We start from the raw sequence: 23,224 nt of genomic DNA on the forward strand, positions 1-23,224 counted from the left end.
AAGTTAGCGTTGCTTTTATTTAACGAGTCAATATTTAAAAGTATTTTACTTATGCGTGGCAAAATCAGTGCAATTAAGGTAAAATGTAAATACCCCGGTTATTTTTTTCAAATGCTTAAACTGTTATTACCTGTTTTAAGTGTAAAAGTTTTTCCTTTCCACACAAAAATGCCCGATGTGTTTTTGGGGAGCGCTATGTTGATACTCCATTTTCCTTTATCGAACACGTATTTGGCATAAACTTTTCCGTTAGGGTGGGGCACTTCACCGCTGATATTTCTGATCTGGCCCAAATGCGGCTCAATTTTTATTTTGCTGAAACCCTGCGCATACGTATCCACACCTAAAATGGTACGGTAAAATTCAATGTTTGGACTTGCACCCCAGGCATGACAATCGGAGCGGTTATGGTCAAGGTCGGAGATTTCGGCCCAGGTAGTCAATCCCATTTTGATATTATCCCGCCAGATGTTGAGCCAGTTTAAATAATCATCACCCAGGCCGCCTTTAACCATAGCCTGGTGCAGGTAGTATTTAAAGTAGATGGTGCATTGGGTGATTGTCGTATCATTCAATAATTTTAGGCTGATATCATGTGCAGCTGCGTTATTTACCATGCCGGCCAGTACTGCTATTGAATTGGTATGCTGAGAAAACAGTTGCTTATCCTCGGTATCTGCATAAAGTTTTTTGCCAGAATCCCAGTATTTACTTTGGATAGCGGTTTTTAATTGCGCTGCTTTGGCCTTGTACATTGTAGCAAACGCGGGCATTCCCATTTTTGCTTCTATTTCGGCGGCCTGCCGATAGGCCCACATCAACTGCAGATCTAATATAGCCGAAGTGCCTTTGGCGCTTTTAGGGGCCTGGCCAAAATCCCAGCCTTTGTCATTAACCCAGTCAACAAATGTCCAGTAGGGTGTATCTTTTAAGGAGCCATCGGCTTGCTGATACTTGCTGAAAAAATTGAGCACATCGCGCATGCCGGGCAGCTTGTCTTTAATAAATAAACTATCGGGCCGGTACATCCAATAATCATGCAGCATGCCGATATACCAAAGCGAAAAGGTGGAAATAATTTGGGGCGAGAACGAGGGGTGACGGCTTAGCGTGATCCCTTCGGCCAGGCGGGAATGATCCATCTGGTTGATGGCGTTGCGCACCAGGCGGTCATCGCCGCTATTATAAAAAGATACCAGCGCCTGGATGCGGGTATCGCCAACGTATTGCAGCTGTTCATAGTATGGGCAGTCGGTATAGGTTTCACCGGCGCAAAGGCGGGCGGTGCGCCAGCCAATATCCAGTATTTGCTGCATTTCGGGGTTCGAAGTTTCCAGTTTGGCATTCATTTTAAACGGATACCCGGTAAACGTTCCGTAAATATCATCGATAATTAATGGTTCATCTTTGGTGGTTATTTTCACTTCGATGTACCTGAATGTGCGCCATGTTAAAGTAGTGAACGAGTTACCGGTAGCTCCATCGGAGATGATACTATCCCGCCGGCCGACAAAGATTTTTCCATCAACATCATTCCGGTTGCCTTTAACAGTACCCTCCGGGCCGGTAAGCGCTTTAAACAACGATTCGGTATAGCTAATGCCGATACCTGCATTTTTTCCCTTGCTAAAATTGAGTGTTAAAAACGCGTTAGTAAGATGCGTTTGGTCGAGTATCAGGGTAGCCGAAGTATTAGCCGGGATAGTGACCACAGTTTTGCTTGCCGGGAATGAAGAAGGAATAGTTATGCCATCCGCCTTTCTTAAAACCGGGATCCTTTGACGGGTCATTTCCATGGCGGGTATTGACGATGGCACCAGCATCCAGCCAAAGGCATTGGTTACGCCTTTTGGATTTCCGTTGTCAATACGGATAGCATTTTTCCAGCTACTGTCATCAAGCCCGGTCGTGTTCCAATCTTTTATAGATTGGTTTAAATCTACCCGCTCGCCCGGCCCGGCAACATAATAAGGATGCCAGCCAATACCGGTGATAGGCTGAAATGATTTATCTCGGATGCCTTTCCATGTTTTATTGGTATTGATGATTTCTTCATTTGGCGTATCGCCCTGCATAATGAAACCTGTTTGTAAGGAGATCTGTGCTTCGGGGCGATAATCGCCATCATTCCAAACTACAGCGGCAATGAGGTTTTTGCCCGGCTGAAGATATGGCGCCAGATCAACCGTTTCATAATTCCAGTAATAAGTATCTCCGCGGGCGGGGCCTAACGAAACCAAAGTTTGGTTAACGTATAGTTTATAACGATTATCTGCCGATACATGAACGACGAAAGAAGCAGGCTTAGCTGAAAGTTCAATGCTTTTCCTGAAGTAATAAACGCCATATTCTTTTAATGATTCCTGTGGAACAGTGATCCACGATGCTTTCCACTGGTGTTTTAAAAGCGCCGGACTGATGGTTTGCGCATAGGTGGATGCTGTAATAAAAAGAAAACACGAAAAAAAGTAACGTTTAAAAGATGTCTTCATGAAATAGGGTGGTTTATAGGTGATCGGCATTTGCCTTGTACAGCTAAATTACAATTAAAGCTTTAATTTATATGCAATATGCCTATTGGCGGGCAGGCCTGATAGTGGAATATTTCATAATTCCGTTATCTTTATTTTTTTCAAACCTAAAACTATGGATGTATTAGCCGTCTTTTTATTAGTGGTGATCATTATAATAATGCTGAACCACAAGGGCAGTTTAAACAATAAGATCAAAGAACTTGAATTTAGAATATTTGAATTAAAAGGTATTATTGAACAGCTTAAGATAACCCGGCCGGGTGCTGAAGATGTCAAAAAAGCAGAAGAACGGGCACCTGCAAGCGTTTCGCCTCCTGCGCCTGTTATACCACAACCTCCTGTTGAAAAAGTAAAACCGCCCGTTGAGGCAGAGATAAAACCAGAGCCTATCACGCCTCCTAAAGTTGAAAGGCAACCCGAAGTTATTGAAGACAACTTATCAATCATCAATCGCCCTATAAAAACACGCGATTTCGAACCCGCGAAGCCTTTACAGCCCAGGCCGTCTTTCTTTGAGCGCCATCCCGACCTGGAAAAATTCATCGGAGAAAACCTCATCAATAAAATAGGCATAGCCATCCTGGTGCTGGCCATTGGCTTCTTTGTAAAATATGCTATTGATAACGATTGGATAGGCTTAGTAGGCCGCGTGGGTATAGGCATTGTTTGCGGTGGTATTTTAATTGCTGTTGCACATGCGCTGCGTAATAGTTATAAGGCCTTTAGCTCGGTGCTGGTAGGCGGCGGATTGGCCGTGTTTTATTTTACCATAACATTGGCATTTCAGCAGTTTCACCTGTTTAACCAAACCACGGCGTTCATCATTTTAATTGTGATCACCGTTTTTGCGGTGCTGCTTTCCTTATTATATGATAAGCAGGAACTGGCCGTAATTGCATTGGTAGGTGGGTTTGCCAGTCCGTTTATGGTAAGTAACGGCAGCGCCAACTATAACGGCTTGTTTATTTATCTGCTGATATTAAATACCGGGCTGCTCATCATTGCGTACTATAAAGCATGGCGGGTGCTTAACATTGTTTCGTTTGGGTTTACGGTAATTGTTTTTTCAACGGTGCTGTATACACTTACACCTCCCACCTACCATTTCGGCTTTATTTATGCCAGCATTTTTTACGCGCTTTACTTTGTTATCAACATAGCCAACAACGTACGCGAAAACAAAAAATTCATTGCTTCCGATTTCAGCATCTTGCTTCTTAATACCGGGTTATATTTTGCTACCGGCCTGTACCTGTTAACCATGATGCATGATGAGCAATACCGCGGCTTGTTTTGTATTTGCCTGGCTGTGGTAAACCTGGTGCTTTCATACGTCCTGTTCCGCAATCGTAAGGTGGATACCAATATATTGTACCTGCTTATCGGCATTACACTCACCTTTATTTCGCTGGCTGCTCCTATTCAATTGCATGGCAATAACATTACCATTTTCTGGGCTTCAGAAACGGTGTTGCTTTATTGGCTATACCTGCGCTCGGGCATCCAGCTCATGAAATATACAGCTGTGTTTTTATGGATAGCCATGCTGCTAAGCTTATTAATGGACATATACCAAACTTATAGTAACTACAGTTTGAGTTTGACCATAATTGCCAATAAGGGTTTCATCACTACACTTTTCGCTGCTGTGAGTTCGTTTTTACTTTCGGTATTGGTTAAAAAGGACGCAACCAAGCTGGAGCATATCAATATTTTTACCGGGCAGCTTTTCGGGGTAGCCGCGCTTGTGCTTTTATTTTTAAGCGGTCTGCTGGAAATCAATCACCAGTTCCTGAACCACTATCCGGATACCAACCTTAATATTTTATATGCGATGGTTTATACGCCAGTGTTTATATTTATCTATTATACGCTATCGCCCAAAATACAGGTTATCAATTTTAGCAGCGACGCAAAGTTTGTGATATTACTCGCCTGCCTGATTGTTTACCTGTTGCTTACGCCACAATATTATTCGCTGCAACATTTGATGCTCGAAACTAAGAAGCCGTCGACCAGCCATTTTATGGCACATTGGATTGGCGCTGTGTTTATCGGTCTGCTGTTTTACAGAGTGATCCGCTTATGTCAGCAAAACATGAACGAAGGCCTGAAAAAAGTGTTTACCTGGGTATTAAGCGCGGGTGTCGTATTGTTTTTAAGTTTTGAGGTAAGCCTGATGAGTAACCTGATGTTCTTCAGCAAGGCCAACTCTATTGATCAAATAGAAACCGTGTATGTGAAAACCGGTTTGCCTGTATTATGGGGACTGCTATCCTTCGCGTTGATGTGGTTGGGTATGAGTTACAAGCTGCGGGTAATGCGGGTGGCCTCATTAACATTGTTCTCGCTTACTTTAGTAAAATTATTTTTGTTCGATATTAAAAACATCCCGGTTTGGGGTAAAATAGCTGCTTTCTTTTGTTTGGGAGTACTATTGCTTATTGTGGCATTTATGTACCAGCGAACAGCTAAAAAATCCATTGCCGATGATGAAGCTAAAAAAAATGAATAAGCTAATACTTTTAACACTGCTGCTTTGCGGGGCTATATTACCGGCATCGGCACAAAAAAATTTTAAATATAAAGCCGCGCTGCACAAGATTGACAGCACCGGTTTTTACCGCATTGGCTTACAACCACAACTGGTGGCGAAAGCTAAACCCGATTTGTCGGACATTCGCATTGCAGACGCGAAAGGCAACTTTGTGCCTTACATCCAGGCCGGTAGTCTCCCGCAAAAAAGCCAGAAAAGTTTTGTTGTTTTCCCGGAGATCAGCAACACGCCAAAAACCGATACCAGTACTGTTTTTATCATAGAAAATAAAACCGGACTGGTACTCGACCGCCTTTGGATCAGGCTGCAAAACACAGCCGTAAAACGTAAAGTGAACCTGCTGGGCAGCGATGATCTGAAACAGTGGTTTGCCATCCAGGAAGAGATCCCCTTGCAGGAAGCTGTACAAAACAGTGAAGGCACCTACCTGCAATCGTTATCGTTTCCGGCGAGTAACTATCGCTATTTAAAAATCCAGGTAAACGATAAAAACAAAAACCCGGTTAAGTTTTTGGAGGCCGGCATTTATACAGAGTACGCATCAACAGCGCAAAGTTACACGCCTGTTGCGCCTTTAAACATCATCCGTGCCGATAGTAATAAAACCACCTTTATCGACATTAAGCTGAACGATAATTACCAGGTAAATAAGTTGCACCTCAATATCAGCGCGCCGAGGTATTATAAACGGAGTGTTACCGTTTACCAGTTTGTAAACAATGGCAGGGAGCTCTTGAGCGAAGCCGAACTGTCATCAGATAAAACAACTGATCTGTTAATTGCAGCAAAAGCCAACCACCTGTTAATAGAGATAAGCAACGGCGATAATCAGCCGCTGAGCATCGGCGAGATCAAAGCGTTTCAATCTGACGAATATTTCATCAGCTACCTTGAAGCTAAGCAAAGCTACCGGTTCCTGGTCGGTGATTCGTTGGCTCAGGCACCGGAATATGATCTTAAGTTTTTTGCTGATAGTATTGGAGGGAACACCCCGGTTATTAAACATGAGGCTGTTGTTAAAAACACCGGCTATGCAGTGGCGGTAAAACCTGCCGGGAAAGATTACACCGTACTGATTTGGGTAGCTATTATTGTTTCGTTAGGGTTGTTGTTGTTGTTGACTTTGAAGATGACCAGGGAGGTGAAGAAAAAAGAGGAGGAAAGATAAAATTTACACCCTTTAATTTAGGATGAGATTGGATGTAGAGGCTTGCCCATCCCGGCAGACTTATACTTTAGAGTAAATAACCGTCAGCAGAAGCTTAGAGAGTAAATCAAAGTTTTACAAACCATCGACCATGGTTTGTGGACTATCAACCACAAATCCTTACATTTGTATTGAGGTAAAAATTGGATAAAGTAAAAGTTTTAGAGAAATATCTACCGGCAGAAGCGGCCCCGCTCATTGCCCGGTGGATTGACTACTTCAAGTGTGAATTTAAAATTTCGCGCAACCGTAACAGTAAATTTGGCGATTACCGCTCACCTTATGGCGGCAAAGGTCACCGTATCTCGGTTAATTACGACCTTAACCCCTACGCTTTCCTGGTAACTACAGTGCACGAGTTTGCACACCTGCATACCTGGAACGAGCATAAGCAAAAAGCCAAACCCCACGGAACAGAATGGAAAAACAATTTCAAAAAAATGATGCAGCCATTTTTTGAAAAAGAGATTTTCCCGGCAGATGTTAAAAAGGCTATTGTAAACTACCTGGATAACCCGGCGGCGTCAAGCTGCTCAGATTTGAACCTGTACCGCTCGCTGCGCAAATATGATCCCCCCAAAACATCCGAAGCAATTTTAACGGTAGAAAAGATCCCGCTTAAGGCATTATTTAAGCTAAAGGACGGCAGGGTGTTCCGCAAAGACGAAAAGCTGCGTAAGCGCTTTAAATGTACCGAAGTGGCTACTAAGCGGATCTATTTGTTTAGCCCGGTAGCGGAGGTGGAGTTGATTGAAGGGGCTACGGCGGCGTAGTACTATATAACAATCGTCATTTCTGTAGGTACGAAGCAATCCCCGATTCACGTTCCATCAGGGTCTCTCGTAGAGGACCCTGATGCCTTTGCCAAGCAGGTATGCCTTTTTTCATAAGATTATCAAGGTTGACAGTGGGAACACAGGGTCTTCTAACGAGAGATCCTGATGGGACAGAATGACGGTTATTCACTCACCTCTTTTTCATCTATCAACACCCAATCAATTTATTCCGTACTTTTACCGCATGGCAAAAGTTATATCATTTGTAAATAACCCTTACCAGGAAAACACTTATATTTTGTATGATGAAACCGGCGAATGCGTGATCATCGATCCGGGCATGTATACTGCACCAGAGCAAAACACCGTGGTTGGCTTTATCAAAAACAATAACCTCAAGCCTGTTATGCTGCTCAACACCCATTGCCATATCGATCATGTGCTGGGCAATAAATTTGTATTCGAACAGTATGGCCTTAAGCCCCGTTTCCACGTTGGCGAGTCGGAAGTATTGGCTGCTGTGGTAGCTTATGCGCCATCTATGGGCTTCCGTTACGATGTATCACCTATGCCTGATGAATTTTTGCCCGAAACCGGGACCATCCATTTTGGCAATACTACGCTACACTTGATATTCGCACCCGGCCATTCGCCTGCTCACTTGTGTTTTTATGATAAAGAGGCTAAGATCCTGATAGGGGGCGACGTCCTGTTCAGGCAAAGCATCGGTCGTACGGATTTGCCGGGAGGTAACTTCACCCAACTGATTGATAACATCGAAACCAAGCTGTTTACCCTGCCCGATGATGTTACGGTTTATCCCGGCCACGGCCCCGAAACAACTATCGGCTACGAAAAACAAAACAATCCGTTTTTAACTTAGTTAACATCATAGCAACGTTTTACTGAGCATAAGCAAACCTGAACGCATAATTCCCACACAATTGAACACCTCCATTTACATAGCAAAGCGTTACCTGTTCTCGGGCAAAAAAATGCATGCTATCAATATTATTTCGGGTATATCCATGTTGGGGGTGCTCATTGGCAGCGCGGCATTGCTTATCATTCTTTCGGTGTTCAATGGTTTTGAAAAAGTTATCCTTTCGTTATACAGCAACTTTACACCCGAAATAAAGATAGAAGCCAAACTGGGCAAAACTTTTAATCCCAACACTCCTTATTTTGCCTCCCTGCATAAAGATGCCCGCTTATTTTCATTTACCGAGGTATTACAGGAAAAAGCCCTGATTAAATATGGCGATAAACCGTTTTTAGGCACGGTAATGGGCGTGAGCGATGATTTTTTGAAAAACAGCCAGCTCGATAGTACTATAGCCAGCGGCTCATTCACGCTTAAAAGCGGCGATCAAAATTTTGCTGTAATTGGCGCTACCATACAGGGGAGCTTAGGTATTAATGTTCATGACGAGCTTTCGTCCATGCAGATCTATTCGCCGCGGCGCGGTGCGGAAAATTCGGCCAATCCTTTAAATGAATTTGTTGTACGCAGCATTAATCCATCAGGAGTGTTTGCCATACAGCAGGAATTTGATGATATAGCTGTAACCCCCATTGAGTTTGCCCGCGACCTGCTTGACCAGCCGGTAAATGTTTCTTCACTACAGCTTAATTTTAAGCGCGGCACCAATATCGATGCCATGCAAAAAGACATCCAGGATAAAATAGGGAATGATTTTACGGTAAAAAACCGCAAGGAACAAAACAGCGAACTTTACAAAACCCTTAATTACGAAAGCTGGGCGGTTTATATGATCCTTACCTTTGTGCTTATCATCGCAATATTTAATATCATTGGCTCGTTAACCATGCTGGTTATTGATAAGCGCAAGGACATAGCCATTTTAAGCGGGCTGGGCGCCAATAAAAATATGATCCAGGGGATTTTCTTTTTTGAGGGAATGATGATCACCGCTATTGGCTGTATTATCGGCATAACGCTGGGCACCATTTTTTGCCTGCTGCAGCAGCATTACGGATGGATAAAAATGGGGGCCAAAATGTCGGTGTTAGACTCGTATCCTATCGACCTTAAAATTAAGGATTTTGGCCTGGTACTGCTAACCGTTGGCGGCATTTCGGTAATAGCTGCCGGCATCAGCGCCCGTTTAAGTATTAAAGGATTGGATGAAATCAAACAGGATTTGTAAATTTGTTAAATGGGTATGAGGTATATCAAAGTTTTTGTTTTGCTGCTTGTTGTTATTGCTGTTTACGCATGTAATAATGATGCCCATAAAAAAGACGGGGTTACGCTTTATAAAGGCTTGTACAGCGCGGGGCCCGAAATTAAATCATTTAAAGATTGCGATAGCGGCCAGGAGTTTTGGGCTGTTGACAGTTCGGCTCAGTTGGAGCTTCAGTATTCCCAACTCAATTTCGAAAAACCCTACGAACCGGTTTACGTGGAAGTTGAAGGAATCAAATCAAAATCGGGCGATGTTGGCCGCGGGTCTGAATATGACAGTACCCTCGTTGTAAAAAAAGTAGTAAAAATAACCAAAGAGATCCCGCAGGACGTATGTAATTAACCCCCTGCCGCCATTGTTAATAAAAGCCTAAAACAATAACTTAGGCTTTTGCATTAAGCATTAAACACTCATCTGCCTTATCGGCGTAACTAACAACCCATGGAATCAAAACGTCAGCAAAAATTTGCCGGAGTAATACAGGAAGACCTTGCAGCTATTTTTCAGCGCGAAGGCATGAATTATTTGCCTAATACACTGGTAACCATAACCAAGGTACGTGTAACGCCCGATTTGGCCATAGCCCGTATATTTTTAAGCTTTTTGGGCAATCCTAATGTGCAAACCGCTTTGCATACCATCAAATCGCACGCTTCGGAAATCAGGTACAAACTGGGCGCCCGCATCAAAGACCAGGTAAGGATCATTCCGCAGCTTGAGTTTTTTGTTGATGACACCAGCGAATACGTTGAACGCATGGACAAGATCTTTGATAAGATCAGCAAAGAGGAACGCCAGCCCGATACCGAAGAAAACTAATAACCACTGATGGACCGGCACACGCTGTTTGCTAATTACGTTAACAATCATCCCGAAGCCATTGGCAAAGTGGTTGATTTTGATGCAGATCATGACCGCCTTTATCATTTTGACCTTACCGCCGCCAATAAGGAATTGACGGCTGAGGTTATTAACAAGCCGTGGATGTTTAGCCAGTTAGTGAACGAAAAGCTGCATGACAACAATTGCCGTTACGGTATTGGCGGGTATATGGAACACCGTACCATTTATGCTTTTAGCAGTCATTTTGACACAGATGATGAGCCCCGGCGCCTGCATTTGGGCGTCGATATCTGGAGCGATGCCGGAACGCCGGTATATGCCCCGCTTGATGGCATTGTACACAGTTACCAGGATAATAATACCATTGGCGATTACGGCCCAACCATTATTTTACAACACGACCTTGATGGCTTAACACTTTATAGCCTGTATGGGCATTTAAGCCGCAAAAGCCTGAAAGGGCTTTTTAAAGATATGCCTGTGTCTAAAAACAGCCAAATAGCAACCATTGGCAATGCTGATGAAAACGGCCATTGGCCACCGCATTTGCATTTCCAGCTGATGTTTGATATGGAAGGTAAACAGGGCGATTATCCCGGCGTAGCTAAGTTTTCAGAAAAAGAGATCTGGCAGAAGAATATACCTGACCCCGGTTTGATATTGAAGTTTCCGCAGGCGGTGAATGTAGGGTAGCGCCCCGTAGAGATGCATAATTGCGTCTCCCTCACAACCCCGCGGCTGGTAAACCTTTTTAGGACGATACATTCGGAAAAGCACAAGTCATCCACGCTTATATCCCCACACAAGACTTGCGCTAAAAAGGGGGTAAACGTATAACAGGATTTAGCATTTAAACTGTAAACTTTTTTTAGGACGATACAGTCATTTTTCCGTTAATACCGTAAACTTAAAATCAAGCGGTTCAAACAGGCGGATAAGCTCATCAATAAAAGTTTGCCCCCATTTTACATACATGAGGCCGAAGTTTTCAGAACGCTCCTGCAGGCTGTCTTTCGGGAAGAGCTCGGCTTTAACGGCGGTCAGCTGCTCCAAGCGTACACTGTAATTTCTTTTTTCGGCACGGATCAGCTTCTTTTCAAGGTTATCCATGGCCTTTTTAAGGCGGGCCTGTACAGCCGCCGCTGATGGTGAAAGTGTAGGATCGATTTTGTATGCGCGGAGTTTTATTTTCTCAAAAAGGTTTTCCATTTCGCGCCATTCTTCAGCAATGCTCAGGTTATGGTCGCTGTGCTTTTTGATCCAATAGGTTTGCAAGGCATCGCTTTGTTTAAACAGGTCTATAGCTTCAAGGTTCATACGTTCAACCTTGGCGGCCTGTTCTTTTTTGATTACCAAAGCCGAGTTGCGAAGGATGAGGATAGGGAAATCAATTTTATAATGATCAAAATTGGATTTCAACTCGAGCCAGTAAACTACCTCTGCACCACCACCGATGTAGGCAATGTTTGGTAAAATACATTCCTGGTAAAGCGGGCGCATCACTACATTAGGGCTAAAGCGTTCGGGATATTCGGCGATCTCCTTTTTTAGCTCAGCTTCAGTAAACCTGATTTCGGTATTGAGCACCTGGTAGCTGTCATTCTCGAAAACTATCCGCTCGCGAAGCTGATCTTGCAGGTAAAAGAAATTGATCTCGCGTGGGTTAACCTGGATGTGTACACCAAGCTCATGCAGCTTTTGGTTAGTTTCGGTAATGTTTTTAAAACTGTGCTGACCAATGATATCCTGCTCAATAATGGCCGCGAACTCTTTTTTAAATTCATGGTCATCGGCATCGATGATAACTAAACCATATTGTCCGAAAAGTGAATTAACAAGATATCTGGTAGCATCAGCAAGTTTATCAAATTTGGTATAGGCGGTTTCAACAATTTCGGCAAGGTCAGTAGCGTGACCTTCCATGCCTAAAACGCCTTTGTATTGGTTAAGTGCCTGGCGCATGCTCACCGGGTCGATACGGCCGGTTGCCCCCGAAGCCTCGTACCACCAGTGTACTTTTTTACCGCCAATGTTGGTATAGTTGATCTCGGCAAAGTCGTGGTCTTCGCTGGCCATCCAGTAAACAGGCACAAAATTTTTATCGGCATGGGCGGCTTTTAACTGCTGCGCCAGTTTAATGGCCGTTGCAATTTTATAAAGGAAATATAGAGGTCCGGCGAAGATATTCAACTGGTGGCCGGTTGTAATGGTAAAGGTATTATCCTGTTTTAACAGCTCCAGGTTTTGGGCTGTAAGAGCAGTTGAATAAGTACATAATTTACCCGGCTCTTTGCCTAAACACTCGTACTGCTTAGTTAAAACACGTACCAGCACTTCGCGATCAGCAACTACCTTTTTGTTTTTCAAAAACTCGGCAAAACCGGGCATATCCGGGCGGTAACTATAAAAAGGCCGTAGTTCGGGTTTATTGTCGATATATTCGGCAACTGTGCTTGAAAAAAAACCGGTGTCTTTATAACTTATACAGGAAGCGTCCATTTTTCATTTCGGATTTGGGATGTTCGATTTCGGATTTGGCCTAAAACAAAACATCAGCAAATAAAATTAAATGCTGATGTCGAAATTAGATTATAAATCGCAAATCGCTTTACAGCCGACCGCAAATTAACATTATTTTACAATTTGTCCATAAAGGTCAAAGTCTTCGGCGCTGTCTATCTTTACGTTAACAAAGCTGCCAACGGTAGCATAATCAATGCTGGCATCAATCAAAACTTCGTTATCAACCTCGGGCGAATCAAATTCTGTACGGCCAACAAAATAGCCACCATCCTTTTTGTCAATCAGCACTTTATAAGTATTGCCAATCTTTTCCTGGTTTTTATCAAAAGAAATGCCCTGCTGGATTTCCATAATGGCATCGGCACGCTCCTGTTTTACTTCTTCAGGTACATCATCAACCAAAGTATGGGCGTGGGTCTTTTCCTCGTGCGAATAGGTGAAACAGCCCAAACGGTCAAACCTGGTATCCTCAACCCATTGTACCATCTCTTCAAAATCCTGCTGGGTTTCGCCCGGGTAACCGGTGATTAACGTAGTACGCATAGCAATGCCCGGTACACGATCGCGGATCTCGTTCACAATATCAATGGTTTTTTGCTTGGTGATGCCCCGGCGCATTGATTTCAGCATGTTATCGGTGATGTGCTGCAAAGGCATATCCATGTATTTGCAAATATTTTCACGCTCGTTCATCACATCCAATATTTCCATCGGGAAACCTGAAGGGTAAGCGTATTGCAGCCTGATCCATTCGATACCGTTCACATCAGATAAACGGCGAAGCAGCTCATCAAGGTTACGTTTGCCATAAAGATCAAGACCGTAATAGGTTAAATCCTGTGCAATCAGGATGAGTTCTTTTGTTCCGTTTTTAGCCAATTTCTTAGCATCCTCAACCAGTTGTTCAATAGGTGAGCTCAGGTGTTTACCCCTCATCAAAGGGATAGCACAAAAAGAACATGGGCGGTTACAGCCTTCAGCAATTTTAAAATAAGCAAAGTGCGAAGGTGTGGTTAATAAACGCTCGCCTATCAACTCGTGTTTATAGTTTGCGCCTACAGTAGCTAATAAATTTTGCAGGTCATTAGTGCCGAAGTAGGCATCAACATTGGTGATCTCGGCTTCGAGTTCGGGTTTATAGCGTTCGCTCAGGCAGCCGGTAACAATCACCTTGCCTACTTTGCCCTGCTCCTTAAGTTCGCTGTATTGCAGAATAGTATCTATCGACTCCTGCTTGGCATTATCAATAAAGCCACAGGTATTAATTACTATAATATCATTTTTGCCTACCTTCTCGGCCTCATGCACCACATCAAACTGGTTGCCCTTCAGTTGGCCCATTAATATCTCCGAATCGTAAATATTTTTTGAGCAACCTAACGTAACCACGTTTACACGGGGTTTGGCCTGTTTAACTGATGGATGGGAAATTTCTTTTGTCTTCATAACACACTAATCATTGAGGGAAGCCCCTCTAAATCTCCCCCGGTAGGGGAGGCTTTCAAGTTCATTTAGCCCTCCCTACCGGAGAGGGTTGGGTGGGGCTGTTATTGCTTAAATAAGCTATCTACAAACGCCTGCCTGTCAAACAGCTGCAGGTGATCCATTCCCTCGCCAACACCTATATATTTAACCGGAATCTTAAACTGATCTGATATTCCTATAACCACACCACCTTTAGCTGTACCATCCAATTTGGTTAGCGCCAGCGCGTTTACGTTGGTAGCTTCGGTAAACTGCTTGCATTGCTCAATGGCGTTTTGCCCGGTTGAGGCGTCCAGTACCAGCAGTATCTCGTGCGGAGCACCGGGGATCACCTTTTGCATCACGTTCTTGATTTTGGTTAGCTCGTTCATCAGGCCAACTTTGTTGTGCAAACGGCCGGCAGTATCTATAATAGCCACATCATCGCCATTGGCCACAGCCGAACGAAGGGTATCATAAGCAACCGAAGCCGGATCGGAACCCATAGCCTGGGCAACAACTTTTACACCAACACGTTCGCCCCAAAGTTTAATCTGGTCAACCGCGGCTGCGCGAAAGGTATCGGCGGCACCTAAAACAACCTGGTTGCCGGCCTGCTTTAGTTTATGGGCCAGCTTGCCTATAGTAGTGGTTTTACCTACGCCGTTAACGCCAACTACCATAATTACGTATGGCTTATGATCGCCATATTCAAAATTACGGAAGTCGTTACTGTTGTTTTCGGCAAGCAGTTGCTGAATTTCATCTTTTAACAGGGCGTTCAGCTCGTTGGTGCTTACGTATTTATCGCGGGCAACACGGGCCTGGATCCTGTCAATGATCTTGAGCGTGGTGCTTACGCCAACGTCGGATGTAACCAGGATCTCTTCCAGCTCATCCAACACATCATCATCAACGGTTGATTTACCGGCGATGGCTTTGGTGATCTTTGAAAAAAAGTTATCCTTGGTTTTTTCCAAACCGGTATCAAGCGCCTGCTGTTCCTGCTGCGTGTTTTCCTTTTTCTTAAAAAAATCAAATAATCCCATGGTGATCAGAATTCTCAGAATTATAGAATTTTCTGAATTTAAATATGTTTTCAGAAATATCAGATATTAATTCAAACAGCATTCTGTCAATTTATTAATTCTGTAAATTCTGATTCAGACAACATTCAACAAAAAAAGCCCTCTCGTTAAAACAAGACGGCTTCAATATTTTAATCAAAGAGTGATTATATAGTTTTACCTGCAATTGCATCCTTAACTAAATCGTTAGGGACAATTTGCTCTTTGAATGAATAAGCACCAGTTTTAGGTGATTTATTCATGGTGATCACTTTTGAATATTCTTTGCCTTTACCTGCTACTTTCAGCGTTGCAACTACTTTCTTTGCCATGTTGTTTAATTATTGATTTAGTGAATTAATTGAGTTGGCTATATCAAATTAAAACTTAATGAGCCAATCAATCCGGTCAACTAATTATTTAATCTCTTTGTGAACGGTTACTTTCCTCAAAACAGGGTTGAATTTTTTCAACTCTAATCTTTCAGTTGTATTTTTTTTGTTCTTAGTGGTGATATAGCGAGACATGCCTGGCATACCGCTTGTTTTGTGTTCGGTGCACTCTAAAATCACCTGAACCCTATTGCCTTTTTTTGCCATTTTCTTTTTATGTTGTACGTGTCACCTCACGGCTTACGTAATTTTTCAATTTTATTATACTACTAAACTTGAAAGCCAACTACTAAATGTAGCCTTTTTTAACAAATTTATTGATGCAGGCGGTAATACCGTTTTTGCTGATAGTTTTTACAGCAGAAGTAGATACCTTTAAGGTAATCCATTTATCTTCTTCAGGAATATAAAACTTTTTAAGTTTCAAGTTAGGATGAAACCTGCGTTTTGTTTTAACGTTTGAGTTTGAAACGTTGTTACCTACGATAGATCCTTTTCCTGTTAGATCACAAATTCTTGACATGACAAATATTTTTAATTATCAACCCTTTATCCAAAAAGAGTTTGCAAATATCAGACTTTTAAATCAAATATTCAACAGTGATTTGAAAAATTTTCAAAAAAGATTTACAGCAGTGCAAGGCGCTTATCTATTTAGCTAATAACAGGTTATTTTTACCTGTGCTTACTGTTGTCTGAACCCAGATCCTGTAATTGGATCAATTAACAGAATGCTAAATAAATTCGATGAATTCTTTTAGTTTCATCAAATCGGGTTCACACAAAATCGGCAAATAATTTTAATCAGTGATTATAGCGCGCTGGTTCGGCCCGGGCTTCCTGCCTTGTCTCCGCTTAGGGATTCCGTACGCTATGGGCTCAATATGGTGGTGGAGAGGTCGTTTTTAAATCACAATTTACGAGTTCTTAAAATCAATTACTTACGAACTAAGTAACAACTCTGCCACTTCCTCACCTACCAAACTCCCCATGGCAACGCCCATGCCATTGCATCTCACGGCGCAAAAAATATTAGGCTGCACCTGTTTTACTATCGGGCTGATCTCCTGCCCGAAACCCATGATGCCGCTCCACCAATAATCAATCTCTACATTTTGGCCGGGGAGGATCACCTGGTTCAGATAGTTTATCAATTGCTGTTTAACTTCATCGGTATGGCCAAAATCCCAGGTTTCTTCCGCTTTATAATTGAGGTTACGGCCGCCGCCAAACAATACCCGCCCATCAATATTGCGGAAGTAGTAATAACCCTGATTAAAATGATAAGTGCCTTTAAGTTTTAACCCGGGAACAGGCCTGGTAACCATTACCTGTCCGCGGCCGGGCACTACATCGAGCTGAGGATATAGCTGGCTTGCAAAGGCATTGGTAGCCAGGATCACTTTGCCCGCTTTAAAAATACCTTGCGAGGTACTTAGCCTAATGTGCTGATCTTCCTGCCCGATAACGGAAATACTACAATTATTAAGTACCAATACGCCAAGTTGGTATGCTTTATATAAAAGAGCACGCATCATTTTGCCTGTGTGGATCTGCCCTTCAAAAGAGTTGTATATGATATGCTTCACTTTATTGAAGCCAAAACCTGCAATTTTTTCATCGGCTACTGAATAAATGTCGGCCTGGCCTATAGCTTGTTGTATTAATTTGTTAAGGTGGTCTATTTGATCAATAGAATTACATGCATGGCTTTCCTCATGATCCATAAACAGTTCATGCCCGCCATATTGATAATAATCGATGTTGGCATCACCCAAATTTTCCCTTAAACGTTGCAGTCCTTTCCACTTGTAAGCTACCAGGTGCATGGCCTCTGTTTCTGATGAATGATTTATTGCTTCAATTTGTTCCGAAACTGTACCAAAACAGGCAAAACCAGCGTTTTTAGTACTGGCACCTGACGGTAAGAAGCCGCGCTCCAACACTAAAACTTTTAAGGTTGGTTGCTGTTTTTTTAACTGAAGGGCGGCGCTAAGGCCAACAAGTCCGCTGCCAATAATGATAACATCGGCATTATCAGTAAAGGCTGTACGCTCCCAGTATGAAAATGATGGCTCCAACATGTTCAAAAATAGCTATTCGGGAAGCAAAAACTTTGAGGTAACCTAATGCTTTTAAAATTTTTTGCTTAAAGCGGAATAGTTTTTGAACAAGCGCTGTAACGTTTGTAAGGTTTCAACCTACTTAGTTTTAACTTAATATTTATCAATCATATGAATCACATGTCATTAATTATGGGATACATCGCGCCGAACTCGGCCTGGTTCCTGATGATTATTGTTGCCCTGGTAAGCTTTATTGTACAATGGCGGTTCAGGAGTAAAATTAAGCAGTATTCTGAAATTGGCTTAATGTCTGGCTTATCGGGACAGGAAGTAGCCGTGAAGATGCTGCGTGCGCATGGTATTTTTGATGTACAGGTAATTTGTGTTGAAGGACAGCTTACGGATCATTATAACCCCGAAACAAAAACAGTGAACCTGAGCACCGATGTTTTTTACAGCCGCAGCATTGCCGCTGCCGCTGTCGCCGCACACGAATGCGGCCATGCCGTACAACACGCCGAGGCTTATGGCTGGTTAAGTTTCAGATCGGCTATGGTGCCCGTTATCAACGTGGCATCAACTATTACCCAGTGGACTTTGTTCATCGGCATTATGCTGTTATTTTTTTCGGGTAGCCCTTATGTTTTGGCGGTTGGTGTTGCCGCGCTTGCATTGGTTACATTTTTTAGCTTTATAACCCTGCCGGTTGAGTTTGATGCAAGTCGACGGGCGTTAGCGTGGCTGGATAACAATTATGCTGTAGTACAAACCGGACAAGAACATGAAATGGCAAAAGACGCCCTCTGGTGGGCTGCCATGACCTATGTAGTTGCCGCGTTGAGCGCGTTGGCTACTTTGGCTTACTATGCCTCGTTTTTGTTTAACAGGAGGAATTAAGCTTCAAGAGGCGAGAAGTCAAGAGCCAGGAGGCAAGAAATCAAAAGTTAAAGAAGGAAGAACGAAATTAAGACGCAAAAAAAGCCCTAATCGATTATTCAGTTAGGGCTTTTCTATTTTTAAATTCTTTCTCTTTTCTCTTGAATCTTGACTTCTTGCTTCTTTACTTGTTTCTTGAATCTTGCCGTCTTGAATCTCAATTCAATCTATATGGCGCTATCAGATAAAACTCTGGGATCTGTACATTGAAGTTGGCGTTATCCAACAGGCGGATCATGTGGTATTCGCCTTTCATGTTGCCCATGTCGGTTTTAAGGTTACAGCCTGATACATACTCATGGGTATGGCCCGGCTCAATAACAGGCTGCTGACCTACTACACCTTCGCCTTCCACTTCGCGCTTTGCACCGTTTGAGTCAAATATATACCAGTGACGGCTCATCAACCTGATGGCGTAGTTGGTCATGTTTTCGATGCTTACCTTGTAGGCAAACATAAAATGATCGTTTGCCGGGTTTGAATACTCCGGCTGATATATGGTTTCGATGGAAACCTTAACACCCTCAGTTATAGTGGTAACCATGTGACAAGTATCGTTTATTTCAAATATATGGAAAGGGAGCAAATATTAAGCCATTTCGATGGCATATTTTTCTTCGATCTCGGCCAATATCTGGTCAACTGCTTCAAGGTCAGGGGCAGTAACAAAACGCATCCTGAACTCTTTGAAATGATCTATACCTTTAAAGTAGTTAGAGTAATGCCTGCGCATCTCAAAAATGCCCGTTTTAGGGCCTTTCCACTCTATTGATTTGTATAAATGGGCGCGGCAAGCTGCCACACGTTCGGCAATTGTTGGCTTATCCAGGTATTCGCCGGTTTTAAAAAAGTGCTTTATTTCGCGGAAAATCCATGGGTAACCAATCGCCGCACGACCGATCATCATGCCGTCAACCTCATATTCCATACGCCATGCGGCGGCCTTTTCGGGCGAATCGATGTCGCCATTGCCGAAAATGGGGATTTTTATCCGCGGATTTTTTTTGATATCCCTGATCAACGACCAATCGGCTTCGCCTTTATACATCTGCGAGCGGGTACGGCCGTGTATGGTAAGTGCCTTGATCCCCACATCCTGCAGGCGTTCGGCAACCTCATAAACATTTTTGGTGTTATCGTCCCAGCCAAGGCGGGTTTTTACGGTTACCGGTAAATGTGTGGCCTCAACAACCGCTTTGGTCATGGCTACCATTTTATCGATATCCTGCAAAAGGCTTGCGCCGGCACCGCGGCAGGCCACCTGTTTTACCGGGCAGCCATAATTAATATCCATTAAATCGGGATTGGCCAGCGTAGCTATTTCAGTAGCTTCGCGCATGTGGTCAATATCACTGCCGAAGATCTGGATGCCGATAGGCCTTTCGTATTCAAAAATATCCAGCTTTTGCCTGCTTTTTGCCGCATCGCGGATCAGGCCTTCGCTTGAAATAAACTCTGTATACATCATATCCGCGCCGTTTTGCTTGCACACATAACGGAAGGGTGGATCACTCACATCCTCCATCGGCGCCAGCAGCAGCGGGAACTCACCTAAATCAATATTTCCTATTTGTACAGACATCCTTATCTTTAGCCTGCAAAAATACGAATTTTACATCGAATGATAAAAGCCTCATATCAAAGCCCTCAGCCACAGGGAAGTCAAATAACGCCGTTTTTACAATTTATAATACTGATTGCGCTAACTATAGGGATGCTGATTGTGTGCGGTTTAATAGCTGCCGGAATTATCGGGGTGATATTTGGGTCACAAACGCTTACTGATACGTTTACTTTTAATACCCGAAACCCGAATGTTGGCGCTGCTTTGTGGACGTTGCAAATCATCAGCACTACGCTGCCTTTGTATCTTGCCCCTGTAATTTTTGCGCGCTTTATAGTAAAGGAACCTGTAGATTATTTGAAGGTTACCCCCAAATTTCCGCCGGTGCTGTTACTGCTGATCCTGTCCATCATGATCTGCTCATCGCCGGTTATGGAAGTACTGGTAAACGTTAACCAGAAACTGGCTTTGCCTGCTTCTTTGAAAGGCCTTGAGGATGCCTTGCGGGCCATGGAAGCCCAGGCCCAAAAAGCTACAGAAGCTATGCTGCAAATGAAAACGATATCAGACATGTTATTTGCGGTTTTGGTTGTTGGGTTGTTAACGGCTATTGCCGAAGAGTTTTTATTCAGGGGGTGTTTGCAAACCATCATGATTAGGTGGACAGGTAATCCGCATGCGGCAATCTGGATCACGGCTATCCTTTTCAGTGCCTTTCATATGGAGTTTTTTACCTTTTTACCGCGTGTGGCGCTGGGCGTGTTTTTTGGCTATTTTGTAATGTGGAGCGGCAGTATCTGGACAAGCGTTTGGGCGCATTTTTTAAACAATGCCACCCAGGTGGTGATCCTGTACCTGTATTCGCAAAAGCGCATTACCCTTGATCCTAACGATCAGCACGTATTTAATTACCAGAGCTATGCTTTAAGCCTGATAATTATTTTAATTTTGCTTTTTATGTACAGAAATACTGCTAAAGGAAAAAGCCCGCTGTTGAGTTAAATGGAAAAAAACTGGGTCAAAATTTTTACTTCAACTAATTTTTACCAATCAGAAATTGTTAAGCAAATGCTTACCGGGAATCATATTGATACCGTTTTGCTGAATAAACAAGATTCATCGCACCGCAACTTTGGCGAAATAGAGGTTTATATTCACCAGGAGGATTTTAGTAAGGCTATTGAGATCATGATCCTCAATCAAATTAATATATGAAACAACGCGCCATCACTGGCTTATTTTTTATTATCGTAATGATCGGGTCTAATTTGTTAGGCCCGTATGTATTTAGTGTTTTTTACCTGTTATTGAGCCTGTTTTGCTTGCTGGAGTTTTACAAACTGGTTAAACAGGGCGGTATGCAGCCCGAGCGTTTTACCGGGGCACTTACCGGCGTAATCATGTTCTTCTTTTTTGCAGCTAACTGCTATTTCCCGGCATATAAATACATTATACTGCTGCCCATACTGCTTAGTTTTATTCCGATAGGCGAGTTATATAAAAAATCTACCGCGCCATTCACTAATATTGGCTTCACTTATTTGGGTTTGCTGATGGCTGTTGTGCCGTTCATGTTTTTTCATGCGATGGCTTTTACCCGTGGCGATGGTGTTTTTAACTTTCACGTGCCGCTTGGCTTTTTAATTATGCTGTGGAGCAATGATACCGGGGCTTACCTGGTGGGCAGCAAATTTGGCCGTAACAAGTTATTCGAAAGGCATTCGCCCAAAAAATCATGGGAAGGCTTTATCGGGGGCATCCTGATCTGCGCTTTTGCGGCATATATTTTGAGCCGTTTTTATACAGAATACAATTGTTTCGACTGGATCATTATGTCGCTTATCATCTCAAACTTTGGCACCATGGGCGATCTGGTTGAATCCATGTTCAAGCGCAGCCTTAACGTAAAAGATTCGGGGGGCATATTACCAGGCCATGGCGGCCTGCTTGATAGGTTTGACGGCCTGCTGATGGCCGCGCCAATTGTATATGCATACCTGTACTTAATTTCAAATTAGTAGTTTTGTATTAAACACAATAAATAATGACCATACATAAAGAAGGCTATACCTCACTCGCTATTACTATCCTGTTCATTTTTGTTTTAAATGCGCTCATCCAGTTTTACATGCCAACTGCGCATACGCTGAAATGGATAGTTTATATTTTTTCGGGTGCTTTATTTTTGATCATCCTGCAGTTTTTCCGCAGTCCATTCTTTGATATTGAAACCGCCGAAAATACTATCCTTTGCCCTGCCGATGGCAAGGTTGTAGTGATTGAAGAAACTGAAGAAACCGAATTTTTAAAAGATAAACGTATTCAATTATCGGTTTTCATGTCGCCGGTTAACGTACACGTGAACCGCAACCCAATTGCTGGTGTTGTGAGTTATTTTAAATACCACAAGGGTAAATACCTCGTGGCCTGGCACCCTAAGTCATCAACAGAGAACGAGCGTACAACTATAGCCATTGAAAACAGCAAAGGTGTAACCGTATTGTTCAGGCAAATAGCCGGTGCTTTGGCCCGCCGTATAGTTTGGTATGTTAAACAAGGGGATATTGTTGAGCAGGGCCAGCAGTTCGGTTTTATTAAGTTTGGCTCGAGAGTGGATGTTTTCCTGCCGCTGGGCACTAAGATCCTTGTAAATATTGGCGATGTAGTAAAAGGCGGTCGTACCATTTTAGCCGAGCTGGTTGACGCGGAGCCTTTAAAAGAAGTTGCGAAACCTGATGCCATTGTTGTTCCCGAGCCGCCTGCAGCACCTGTTGAACCAGCCATTTTGGTAGAGGAAACACCTACTATGAACAGCATTACTCCTGCTCCGTCATTGGTAGTTGATCATCCTGAGACAGCTGAAAATCCGGCAGTGGAAGAAAGCGCCGCAGAGAAACCTGTTAAGAAAAAAACTGCATCAAAAGCAAAAAAAGGTGATAGTGGTGATGCGGCAAAGGAAGCGGATAGCGAATAATTAGCGTACGTTTTATATAAAGAAAGGCAGATGGGGAACTCATCTGCTTTTTTTGTGCCCGGATAGTTGCTTGTGCCATGCAATCTACATAAGCAAAACCTGTTGTCATTT

At 43.1% G+C, this 23,224-nt stretch carries 22 protein-coding genes and 1 pseudogene; 13 read left to right on the forward strand and 10 right to left on the reverse strand.

Annotated features, from left to right (window positions below; translation table 11 throughout):
• Positions 1 to 107 precede the first annotated feature (107 nt).
• Positions 108 to 2,492, reverse strand: a complete 2,385-nt coding sequence (locus J3L18_RS27290; protein ID WP_129568971.1) for an alpha-L-rhamnosidase-related protein — start codon at positions 2,490 to 2,492, stop codon at positions 108 to 110.
• 154 nt (positions 2,493 to 2,646) lie between these two features.
• Here J3L18_RS27290 and J3L18_RS27295 point away from each other — a divergent pair, with 154 nt between their 5' ends.
• From J3L18_RS27295 to J3L18_RS27330, 8 genes are all read left to right on the forward strand, one after another.
• The gene (locus J3L18_RS27295; RefSeq protein ID WP_129568972.1) at positions 2,647 to 5,049 is read left to right on the forward strand and encodes a DUF2339 domain-containing protein; all 2,403 of its coding nucleotides are present in this window, start codon (positions 2,647 to 2,649) and stop codon (positions 5,047 to 5,049) included.
• Positions 5,042 to 6,259 carry a hypothetical protein gene (locus J3L18_RS27300; RefSeq protein ID WP_189549171.1) on the forward strand — a complete coding sequence of 406 codons (1,218 nt, stop codon included), beginning with the start codon at positions 5,042 to 5,044 and terminating at the stop codon, positions 6,257 to 6,259. The genes J3L18_RS27295 and J3L18_RS27300 overlap by 8 nt, the downstream gene beginning before the upstream one ends.
• A gap of 182 nt (positions 6,260 to 6,441) precedes the next feature.
• Complete coding sequence (locus J3L18_RS27305) at positions 6,442 to 7,071, forward strand: SprT-like domain-containing protein (protein ID WP_090532317.1); 630 nt, start codon at positions 6,442 to 6,444, stop codon at positions 7,069 to 7,071.
• A gap of 247 nt (positions 7,072 to 7,318) precedes the next feature.
• Positions 7,319 to 7,957, forward strand: coding sequence for an MBL fold metallo-hydrolase (locus J3L18_RS27310; protein ID WP_129568974.1), 639 nt, complete (start codon positions 7,319 to 7,321; stop codon positions 7,955 to 7,957).
• Between the two features lie 61 nt (positions 7,958 to 8,018).
• The gene (locus tag J3L18_RS27315) at positions 8,019 to 9,245 is read left to right on the forward strand and encodes an FtsX-like permease family protein (protein ID WP_129568975.1); all 1,227 of its coding nucleotides are present in this window, start codon (positions 8,019 to 8,021) and stop codon (positions 9,243 to 9,245) included.
• Between the two features lie 15 nt (positions 9,246 to 9,260).
• Positions 9,261 to 9,626 (forward strand): hypothetical protein, encoded by a 366-nt coding sequence (locus J3L18_RS27320; RefSeq protein WP_090532839.1) that lies wholly within the window; start codon positions 9,261 to 9,263, stop codon positions 9,624 to 9,626.
• 99 nt (positions 9,627 to 9,725) lie between these two features.
• Positions 9,726 to 10,103 (forward strand): 30S ribosome-binding factor RbfA, encoded by a 378-nt coding sequence (rbfA, locus tag J3L18_RS27325; RefSeq protein ID WP_090532309.1) that lies wholly within the window; start codon positions 9,726 to 9,728, stop codon positions 10,101 to 10,103.
• A gap of 9 nt (positions 10,104 to 10,112) precedes the next feature.
• Entirely contained in the window at positions 10,113 to 10,820 is a 708-nt protein-coding gene (locus tag J3L18_RS27330; protein WP_091167094.1) for a peptidoglycan DD-metalloendopeptidase family protein, read from the forward strand.
• A 189-nt stretch (positions 10,821 to 11,009) separates the two neighbouring features.
• On the opposite strand, the gene bshC is transcribed toward J3L18_RS27330, so the two are convergent.
• From bshC to J3L18_RS27365, 7 genes are all read right to left on the reverse strand, one after another.
• Complete coding sequence (bshC, locus tag J3L18_RS27335) at positions 11,010 to 12,626, reverse strand: bacillithiol biosynthesis cysteine-adding enzyme BshC (protein ID WP_129568976.1); 1,617 nt, start codon at positions 12,624 to 12,626, stop codon at positions 11,010 to 11,012.
• Between the two features lie 132 nt (positions 12,627 to 12,758).
• Entirely contained in the window at positions 12,759 to 14,096 is a 1,338-nt protein-coding gene (gene rimO, locus J3L18_RS27340) for a 30S ribosomal protein S12 methylthiotransferase RimO (RefSeq protein WP_129568977.1), read from the reverse strand.
• Positions 14,097 to 14,197: 101 nt separating this feature from the next.
• Positions 14,198 to 15,163, reverse strand: coding sequence for a signal recognition particle-docking protein FtsY (gene ftsY, locus J3L18_RS27345; protein WP_129568978.1), 966 nt, complete (start codon positions 15,161 to 15,163; stop codon positions 14,198 to 14,200).
• A gap of 185 nt (positions 15,164 to 15,348) precedes the next feature.
• Positions 15,349 to 15,513, reverse strand: a complete 165-nt coding sequence (locus tag J3L18_RS27350; RefSeq protein WP_090532298.1) for a DUF4295 domain-containing protein — start codon at positions 15,511 to 15,513, stop codon at positions 15,349 to 15,351.
• A gap of 84 nt (positions 15,514 to 15,597) precedes the next feature.
• The gene (gene rpmG / locus J3L18_RS27355; RefSeq protein ID WP_022830075.1) at positions 15,598 to 15,780 is read right to left on the reverse strand and encodes a 50S ribosomal protein L33; all 183 of its coding nucleotides are present in this window, start codon (positions 15,778 to 15,780) and stop codon (positions 15,598 to 15,600) included.
• A gap of 82 nt (positions 15,781 to 15,862) precedes the next feature.
• On the reverse strand, positions 15,863 to 16,096 hold the full coding sequence (gene rpmB / locus J3L18_RS27360) for a 50S ribosomal protein L28 (RefSeq protein ID WP_022830076.1): 234 nt from the start codon (positions 16,094 to 16,096) through the stop codon (positions 15,863 to 15,865).
• A gap of 418 nt (positions 16,097 to 16,514) precedes the next feature.
• The gene (locus J3L18_RS27365) at positions 16,515 to 17,657 is read right to left on the reverse strand and encodes an NAD(P)/FAD-dependent oxidoreductase (RefSeq protein ID WP_129568979.1); all 1,143 of its coding nucleotides are present in this window, start codon (positions 17,655 to 17,657) and stop codon (positions 16,515 to 16,517) included.
• A gap of 171 nt (positions 17,658 to 17,828) precedes the next feature.
• On the opposite strand from J3L18_RS27365, the gene J3L18_RS27370 reads away from it, so the two are divergent.
• A complete protein-coding gene (locus tag J3L18_RS27370) occupies positions 17,829 to 18,536 on the forward strand; it encodes a zinc metallopeptidase (protein WP_223266145.1) in 708 nt (235 codons plus the stop codon).
• Positions 18,537 to 18,732: 196 nt separating this feature from the next.
• On the opposite strand, the gene apaG is transcribed toward J3L18_RS27370, so the two are convergent.
• Complete coding sequence (gene apaG / locus J3L18_RS27375; protein WP_090532292.1) at positions 18,733 to 19,119, reverse strand: Co2+/Mg2+ efflux facilitator ApaG/CorD; 387 nt, start codon at positions 19,117 to 19,119, stop codon at positions 18,733 to 18,735.
• Positions 19,120 to 19,164: 45 nt separating this feature from the next.
• Positions 19,165 to 20,157, reverse strand: coding sequence for a tRNA dihydrouridine synthase DusB (gene dusB, locus J3L18_RS27380; RefSeq protein ID WP_091167108.1), 993 nt, complete (start codon positions 20,155 to 20,157; stop codon positions 19,165 to 19,167).
• Positions 20,158 to 20,196: 39 nt separating this feature from the next.
• On the opposite strand from dusB, the gene J3L18_RS27385 reads away from it, so the two are divergent.
• The 4 genes and pseudogenes from J3L18_RS27385 to J3L18_RS27400 form a co-directional block, all read left to right on the forward strand.
• Positions 20,197 to 21,141, forward strand: a complete 945-nt coding sequence (locus tag J3L18_RS27385) for a CPBP family intramembrane glutamic endopeptidase (protein ID WP_091167111.1) — start codon at positions 20,197 to 20,199, stop codon at positions 21,139 to 21,141.
• On the forward strand, positions 21,142 to 21,354 hold the full coding sequence (locus J3L18_RS27390; RefSeq protein ID WP_091167115.1) for a putative signal transducing protein: 213 nt from the start codon (positions 21,142 to 21,144) through the stop codon (positions 21,352 to 21,354). It abuts the gene before it with no gap.
• The gene (locus tag J3L18_RS27395; RefSeq protein WP_129568981.1) at positions 21,351 to 22,157 is read left to right on the forward strand and encodes a phosphatidate cytidylyltransferase; all 807 of its coding nucleotides are present in this window, start codon (positions 21,351 to 21,353) and stop codon (positions 22,155 to 22,157) included. The genes J3L18_RS27390 and J3L18_RS27395 overlap by 4 nt, the downstream gene beginning before the upstream one ends.
• A 26-nt stretch (positions 22,158 to 22,183) precedes the next feature.
• Positions 22,184 to 22,837, forward strand: a pseudogene (locus J3L18_RS27400) (phosphatidylserine decarboxylase family protein); the annotation flags it as partial.
• Positions 22,838 to 23,224: the final 387 nt, after the last annotated feature.

It is taken from the genome of Mucilaginibacter gossypii, from assembly GCF_017569325.2.
Taxonomy (GTDB): Bacteria; Bacteroidota; Bacteroidia; order Sphingobacteriales; family Sphingobacteriaceae; genus Mucilaginibacter; species Mucilaginibacter gossypii.